8 protein-coding genes are annotated in these 7,272 nt (G+C 61.3%); 7 read left to right on the top strand and 1 reads right to left on the bottom strand.

The features are described 5' to 3' along the window. On the bottom strand, window positions 1-236 hold a 236-nt coding region (locus AC1DY7_RS29035), incomplete at its 3' end, for a DUF732 domain-containing protein (RefSeq protein ID WP_477497222.1). Between the two features lie 462 nt (window positions 237-698). Here AC1DY7_RS29035 and AC1DY7_RS29030 point away from each other — a divergent pair. The 7 genes from AC1DY7_RS29030 to AC1DY7_RS29000 all read left to right on the top strand — a co-directional run bounded on the left by AC1DY7_RS29030 (window position 699) and on the right by AC1DY7_RS29000 (window position 7,239). Continuing rightward, window positions 699-1,127, top strand: coding sequence for an MmpS family transport accessory protein (locus AC1DY7_RS29030; protein WP_477497216.1), 429 nt, complete (start codon window positions 699-701; stop codon window positions 1,125-1,127). Then, window positions 1,124-4,006 (top strand): MMPL/RND family transporter, encoded by a 2,883-nt coding sequence (locus tag AC1DY7_RS29025; RefSeq protein ID WP_477497215.1) that lies wholly within the window; start codon window positions 1,124-1,126, stop codon window positions 4,004-4,006. Before AC1DY7_RS29030 ends, AC1DY7_RS29025 begins: the two co-directional genes overlap by 4 nt. Window positions 4,007-4,084: 78 nt before the next feature. Beyond that, window positions 4,085-4,570 (top strand): MarR family winged helix-turn-helix transcriptional regulator, encoded by a 486-nt coding sequence (locus tag AC1DY7_RS29020; protein WP_477497214.1) that lies wholly within the window; start codon window positions 4,085-4,087, stop codon window positions 4,568-4,570. Window positions 4,571-4,664: 94 nt separating this feature from the next. Continuing rightward, complete coding sequence (locus AC1DY7_RS29015) at window positions 4,665-5,327, top strand: TetR/AcrR family transcriptional regulator (RefSeq protein ID WP_477497221.1); 663 nt, start codon at window positions 4,665-4,667, stop codon at window positions 5,325-5,327. Between the two features lie 290 nt (window positions 5,328-5,617). After that, complete coding sequence (locus tag AC1DY7_RS29010; protein WP_477497213.1) at window positions 5,618-6,172, top strand: TetR/AcrR family transcriptional regulator; 555 nt, start codon at window positions 5,618-5,620, stop codon at window positions 6,170-6,172. A 37-nt stretch (window positions 6,173-6,209) separates the two neighbouring features. Beyond that, window positions 6,210-6,401 (top strand): hypothetical protein, encoded by a 192-nt coding sequence (locus AC1DY7_RS29005; RefSeq protein ID WP_477497212.1) that lies wholly within the window; start codon window positions 6,210-6,212, stop codon window positions 6,399-6,401. Window positions 6,402-6,477: 76 nt separating this feature from the next. Beyond that, window positions 6,478-7,239: an NADPH-dependent F420 reductase gene (locus tag AC1DY7_RS29000; protein WP_477497211.1), complete on the top strand. Its 762-nt coding sequence runs from the start codon at window positions 6,478-6,480 to the stop codon at window positions 7,237-7,239. Window positions 7,240-7,272: the final 33 nt, after the last annotated feature.

The raw sequence follows: 7,272 nt of genomic DNA, 5'->3' as shown, positions 1-7,272 counted from the left end.
GCGCCGACGAATTTTGCGGAGTCGAAGGCGGTGTGGTCGACGTTGTTGGTGAGTCGTTTGCAGACCAGTTTGCCGATCCAGGCGTTGAAGTCTTTTTGCCCGTAGATGCCGTAGGTGTGCAGTTCGTGGGCGAAGTTGGTGTCGGGGTCACGGTCATAGGCCGGGTCCGCGACGGCCGGCGCCGCGAAGACGAGTCCCGCTGCGAACGTCATTCCGGCAAGTGAGAGCTTTTTCATAATGTTCTGTTCTTCTCTGTGTGGTGTAGCCAGAGGCTGGCGCGGGCCAATGGACCCGTCGGTCGCCGCCAACAGATGATCGCACATCAGTGTTGAGTTGTCGGATAGCTACTTTCAGGCAAAGTCTCACACCTGTACGCCTCTTGCACAAGATTTCGGCTAGCAGAGATGATGCGGCGTAAGTCACAATTAGTTCATGGGCCTATTTAAAGTTAGGGGTCGCTAGCTGGAGAGATGCCGTCAGGGCCCGCTCGGTGGCGTACGTGATGACGACAAGAACGCGCACATCCGATCCGGGAGTTCGACCGTCGTGCGGTAGGGTTCTGCGCATCAGCACGGCGGAACCACGGTTCCGCTCCCGTTGGGGAGTTCGCTGTGGCACGTCGGGACTAGCGACGCCTGGGGCCACGAAGTGCATTCCGAATCGGACGAGAACATCAGAATCAGCTGGAGGAGCGCGCGGTGTACCGAGTGATGACACGGTTATGGATACCGGTGCTACTGGTGGTGGTGGTGGCCCTGGGTTCATATGCGATAGTGCGCATCCGGGAATCGGGTCATCATGTCCAGACCGCAGCTGAAGCTTCTGGGATTACCGCGAATTTCAACCCCAAACACATCACGTATGACATCACCGGTTCGAGGGGAACGGTGAGCGTCAACTACCTCGACGAGAACGGGCAACCACATCTGGTCGAGAACGCATCGCTGCCTTGGTCTTTCACCATCGTGACCACGCTGCCGTCGATGACGGCCAATATCATGGCCCAAGGCGACGGTGACGTCAGCGATCTGAAGTGCCGAGTCACGGTCGACGGCGACATCCGCGACGACCGGACGAGTACTGACACCATCAAACCGTTCATCTACTGCTTGGTGAAATCCGTATGAGCAACGCCCACTCCGCGCCGAATCGCCCACGTATCGCACATCTCATCAGGGTGCTGTCTGTTCCGGTGATCCTGTTCTGGATCGCGGTTGCCGCGATCCTGACAGTGGTGACGCCATCACTTGACGCCGTGGCCGACGAGCATTCGGTGTCGTTGAGCCCGAAGAACTCGCAGGCATTTCAATCGATGCTCAACATAGGCAAGGTCTTCAAGCAGTTCGACTCCGACTCGACCGCGATGGTCGTCTTGGAGGGCCAAGACAATCTCGGTGACAGCGCTCACGACTACTACGACGAGATCGTCAAGAAGCTCAACGGCGACCACGAACACGTGCAGAACGTGCAGGACTTCTGGAGTGACCCTCTAACCGCTGCAGGCGCCCAAAGCGTGGATGGCAAGGCCGCCTACGTCCAGGTGTTCCTCGATGGGGCTCAGGGCACCACCCCTAGCCATGAGTCGGTGGCCGCGGTACGCGACATCGTGAAGTCAGTGCCAGCGCCTGCCGGGGTGAAGGCCTACGTCGCGGGAAACACCGTGCTCAACGCCGACACCCTCGTGGCCGGGCACAAGAGCATGGCGACGATGGCGCTGCTGTCGATCCTGGTCATCGTCGTGATGCTGTTGATCATCTATCGCTCGCTGGTCACGATGCTGTTGGCCCTGCTCATCGTCGGCATCGAACTGTTCGCGGCCCAGGGCGTCACCGCGACGGCCGGCAATCTCAATATCATCGGTCTCACCCCGTATGCGGTGAGCATGGTGGTCATGTTGGCGATCGCGGCGGGTACCGACTATGTCATCTTCCTGCTGGGCCGCTACCACGAGGCGCGATCCGCCGGTTTGGATCGTGAAGAGGCCTACTACGTTGCCTATCACGGGGTTTCGCACGTCATTCTCGGCTCAGGCTTGACTATCGCCGGTGCATGCATGTGCTTGTCGTTCACGACGTTGCCGTACTTCTCTACTATGGGTTTGCCCTGCGCCATTGCGATTTTGACCATCATCGCCGCAGCCCTGACCCTGGCCCCGGCGATCCTCACCGTCGGATCACGGTTCGGACTGCTCGACCCAAAACGCGAACAATCCACGCGGGGTTGGCGCAAGGTCGGTACGAGCGTGGTGCGGTGGCCGGGCCCGATCATCGTCGTCACGACCGCGATCGCCATCATCGGCTTCGTCAGTCTGCTGTCCTATGTGCCGCAGTACAACGATGACAAGTTCACTCCGCCGGAGATGCCCGCCAACCAGGCGATGGCGGTCGCCGAGAAGCATTTCTCCAAGGCCCGGATGAACCCAGAATTGCTGATGCTGGAAGCCGATCACGATCTCCGCAATCCGGCGGACATGCTCGTCATCGACCGGGTCGCCAGGGCTGTGGTGCGGATGCGTGGCATCGACCGCGTGCAGACGATCACCCGCCCACTCGGGGCGCCGATCGAGCACAGCTCGATCCCGTTCCTCATGGGTGCACAGAATGCCGGCACCCTGCAGGCCGCGAAGTTCAACAACGACAACTCAGCGCAGATGCTCGAACAGGCTGACGAGTTGTCCGCCACGATCGCCAGCATGCGGCGCATGCTGTCCATCACCACCGAGCTCACCGCCACCACGCATAGCATGGTTGGCAAAACCCACGACATGGTCACGGTGACGCAAGAACTGCGCGACCACATAGCCGATTTCGACGACTTCTTCCGACCGTTGCGCAACTATTTCTACTGGGAACCGCATTGTGCCGACATCCCGGTCTGCCAATCACTGCGGTCCATCTTCGACGCACTCGACGGCATTGATGCGCTCTCTGACCAACTTGGAGGCCTGGCAACGGATTTGGATAAGATCGATCAGCTGCTGCCGCAGATGCTGCCGGTGCTGCGATCCACCATCGATTCGATGTCCAAAATGCGTGACTTCATGATCGCCACCCATAGCGTCATGGCCGGTACCCAGGCCCAGCAGCAGGAAATGGCCAAGGGAGCTACCGAGATCGGGTTGTACTTCGATCAGGCCAAAAACGACGACTTCTTCTACCTGCCGCCGGACGTGTTCACCAATCCCGACTTCGAACGCGGACTGAAGATGTTCGTCTCGCCCGATGGTAAAGCGGTCCGGTACATCATTACCCACCAAGGCGACCCTGCCTCGGTGGACGGAATCAACCACGTCCGCGACATGAGAGATGTGGTGGCCGATGCTGTCAAGGGCACCCCGTTGGCCAACGCCAAGGTCTCGCTCGCGGGTACCGCTTCGCTGTACAGCGACTTGCAAGACGGGGTCAAGGTCGACCTGGCGATCGCCGTGATCGCCTCGATGATTCTCATCTTCGCGATCATGCTGCTGATCACTCGCAGTGTGGTGGCCGCATTGGTGATCGTCGGCACCGTGGCAGCGTCGCTGGGTATTGCCGGCGGACTCTCCGTCCTGTTGTGGCAGGACATCCTCGGATTGGGTGTTCAGTGGATCGTCATACCCCTGTCGATGGTGATCTTGCTGGCCGTCGGGTCCGACTACAACCTGCTCGTGGTGTCCCGGCTCAAAGAGGAGATCCACGCGGGACTGAATACCGGCATCATTCGCGGCATGGGCGCCACCGGCTGCGTCGTCACCGCCGCCGGGTTGGTGTTTGCCTTCACCATGATGTCCATGATCGTCTCCGATCTGCGGGTGATCGGCCAGCTAGGTATGACCATTGGAATCGGCCTCATCATCGACACCCTGATCGTCCGCGCTTTCATGACACCATCCATCGCGGCCGCACTCGGGCGCTGGTTCTGGTGGCCGCTTAACACCTTCAAACTCACCCACCCACCCAAACCGGCCTCGGGTCCCGAAGCCGACGAGCCGCGCACCTCGCCCATCCCGCAGCCGACTGCGCAGTGACCAGCGATGGTGGCCCGACGCTCACCGACCAGCGTTGTCCGAGTCGACGAACGCGAAAGTGTTGTTGCGGGACGCGGGGTGGTTGTCGACTCGGTCGAGGTGGCTGGGGTCCTGCTTGCTGCGTTGATGAAACTGTATGCGCCGACCCAGCGTGGCGGGGCGATGCGTGCCGGGCACGCCGAATTGAGCACGTCACAACATGCAGTGATGGAGCTTCTCATCGACCGCGGCGCCATGCGAGTCACTGACCTGGCGAAGATGGAATGCGTTGCACTGCCGACGATGCTGCACACAGTGCGTCGACTGGCGCGCGCAGGACTGGTACAACGTGCCCAGACCTTCTCGACCTTCCGGGGAGTGCCTGTTCAGACCACACCGATGGGCCGCAGCGCCTATCACGCATCAGACACGGTCAAGCGCTGCAGAATCGTGAAATGGCTGGAGGGGCTCACCGACTCCGACCGGCTGGACCTTGCGGCCGGGGCTCGGGTGCTTGCCCTGCTCAGCGACGAACACACGAAGTCGGCGCATCGAAGGGCAGGCAACGGCGTGGGCGCAGACTGAGGCAACGATCTGGTCATACTCTGGATGGCGAGGTGCGGCGGATTTCGATCGCGGAAGTCCGGTCTGCGTGCCAAGTGACACCGAACTGAGGCTCATGGCAGACAATGAATCGAAACTGCGTCAGCGGACTGAGGGTCGGCTGGATCGGTCCCGCGACCCTGTCATCCTCGATGCCGCGCTGGCCGAACTGATAGAACATGGCTTCACCGCCACGAACATGAACGACATCGCCACCCGCGCCGGCGTCGGGAAAGCTGCGATCTACCGCCGATGGTCGTCGAAGGCGGCGTTAATCGCGGATGCCCTCGTGTACTGGCGCCCCGGACTGCTCGAAGACGACGCGCCCGATACCGGCAGTCTGGAAGGTGACCTCGACGCGGTCGTCGCTCGTGCGGCGCGGAATGATGACGGCCTGATCTCCAATGATCTCGTCCTCCGCGTCGCGCTCGAAGCCACCCGCGATCCACAGCTGGCCTCCGTTCTCGACGAACTCCTGGTCTTCAAAGGGCGGCGGGTGATGACGACGATCTTTAATCAGGCTGTACGCCGGGAGGAACTGGTCGACCGGGACTGGTCGCTGGTGGCTGATGCCGTGACCGCGATGGGCCTGATCCGTGTCATCAGCGGATTCAGCGTGGACGCCGGTTATGTCCGGAAGGTCATCGACGCATTGATCCTACCCGCGGTCTACACCGGCAAAGGGGGCCCGCGGAACCGAGGAGACAGACTCACCAAGGCTCGGCGCGACCCTCGGTGACATCAGGGCCTCGAAGGTTCGTCGAGCGCCCGACTGGCAGGTGCAACGTTGCGCCATGAGCGAGCAGAATCCGGCCGCCTCGATGGATTGGGCCTGGCGGGTGCCCGCACGGTCAACAGAGGTGCTCGGCGCCAATCGACGCTGAACCTTGCCCCTGGCACACCATTCTCACTTGACCGGATGCTACCTCCGGATTAACCTGGCCAATATGGAGGCAGTATCCGCTTTGTGGTTTTGGGGAGGTGGCGGTGAGTACTGCTGAGCAGCAGGGGCGTAGAACGCGAGTTGACGTGCAGCGAAACCGAGCCGCCCTATTAGAGGCGGCCCAGCGTCACTTCCTGAGGTTCGGGGTCGACACGTCATTGGAGGCGGTGGCAAAGGACGCCGGTGTGGGGCCAGGCACTTTGTATCGGCACTTCCCGAGCAGGGAGGCGCTGCTTGCAGCGGTGCTGCAGACGCGTCAGGTTGAACTGGAGGCCCGCAAGGCCGAGATCGCCGGTATGACCGATGTCTTGGAGGTATTGCGGGCGTGGTTGCGGGCGATGGAGCACTACTTCAGCGCGTTCGGCGGCCTGCCGAAACCGCTCATGGCCGCGGCCCGGGCGCAGGATCCGGACAATCCTCTGACAGTGCCTTGTCATGAGATCATCGCGATCACCGATGACTACCTGCGGGCGGCACAGAACGCCGGGCTGGTGCGGTCATCGGTGAAGGGGCTTGATCTGTTCCTCGCGGCGATATCGGTGGCCTGGATCATGGGCTCCGACACGATCGACGACGAGTCGGTTGACCGACTGCGGGCCCTCATCGAAACCGGATTTCGCGAGCGCGACGATGAGCCTTAGCGCGGGACGTTTCAACCGCGTGCGTGCCATTCGGGCCATGAACACGGACTTCTCCGGTCCGCTCTCACCAGCTTTTGCGGCCTTTCTGTTCATGCCGGTTCTCGGTGACGGGGTTCGCACTGCCGGCGGCATAGGCATGTACGCGCAGACCTTCTTGTTGTCGAACAGGCTTCGCATGCACCGGCTCCCGTTGGAGCAGAGCGTGGTGCTGCATGGAACATCGATGTAGGCCCTTAGAGAGGGCCCACCAACGCCTTTCGGGCGGCGTGGCTGAGAAGTAAAGATCAAGGAATCAGGGAAATAACATGAAGATTGCCATTGTCGGTGTCGGGCACATCGGGAAGAGCTTGGCCCTCAAGTTCAGCGCTGCCGGTCACGACGTCAAGGTCGCCAACTCTCGAGGTCCGGAAACCATACCGGCTGATGTCTTGTCAACTGGTGCACGTGCAGTTGCCGCTGCTGAAGCAGTCGTGGACGTGGACGTCATCATCCTTTCCGTTCCGCCAAGTGGAGTCGTCAAGGTCTCGTCGCTGTTTTCGGGTGTACCGAATCAGACGGTGGTCATCGATACATCGAACTACTACCCCCACCGTGACGGCAAGATCGCCGCCCTCGAATCGGGTCAGGTCGAAAGCCTCTGGGTGGCTGAGCAATTAGGACGCCCCATAGCGAAGGCGTGGAACTCGATTGGCTCTGATTCACTGGCCAAGCGGGGTGTTGCAGCGGGGGATCCGAATCGCATAGCCCTGCCCGTCGCCGCTGACCGTGAGGTTGACCGTAAGGTCGCGATGGCATTGGTGGAAGAGAGCGGGTTCGACGCTTTCGACGCCGGATCGTTGGCTGAGTCCTGGCGTCAGCAGCCGGGTACTCCTGCGTACTGCACTGACCTGACGATTGACCAGTTGGCGGTGGGCCTGGCGACCGCTGATCGTGCGCTGGCGCCGAAGCAGCGCGAGGCATCAAACGCGGCCATCAGCAAGCAGTTTGGCGACACCGGCACCAATCCCGACGCGGACTTCGCCGTCGGCCTCAACCGCCGGCTGTTCGCTTCACACATCCAGTTCTGAGCTGACTCAGACCCTCGCTCGGCGTCGCACCGG

The organism is Mycobacterium sp. P2_H7 (assembly GCF_056403275.1).
The sequence above is the reverse complement of the archived record's forward strand: the minus strand, read 5'-3'. Positions and strand labels throughout refer to the sequence as shown.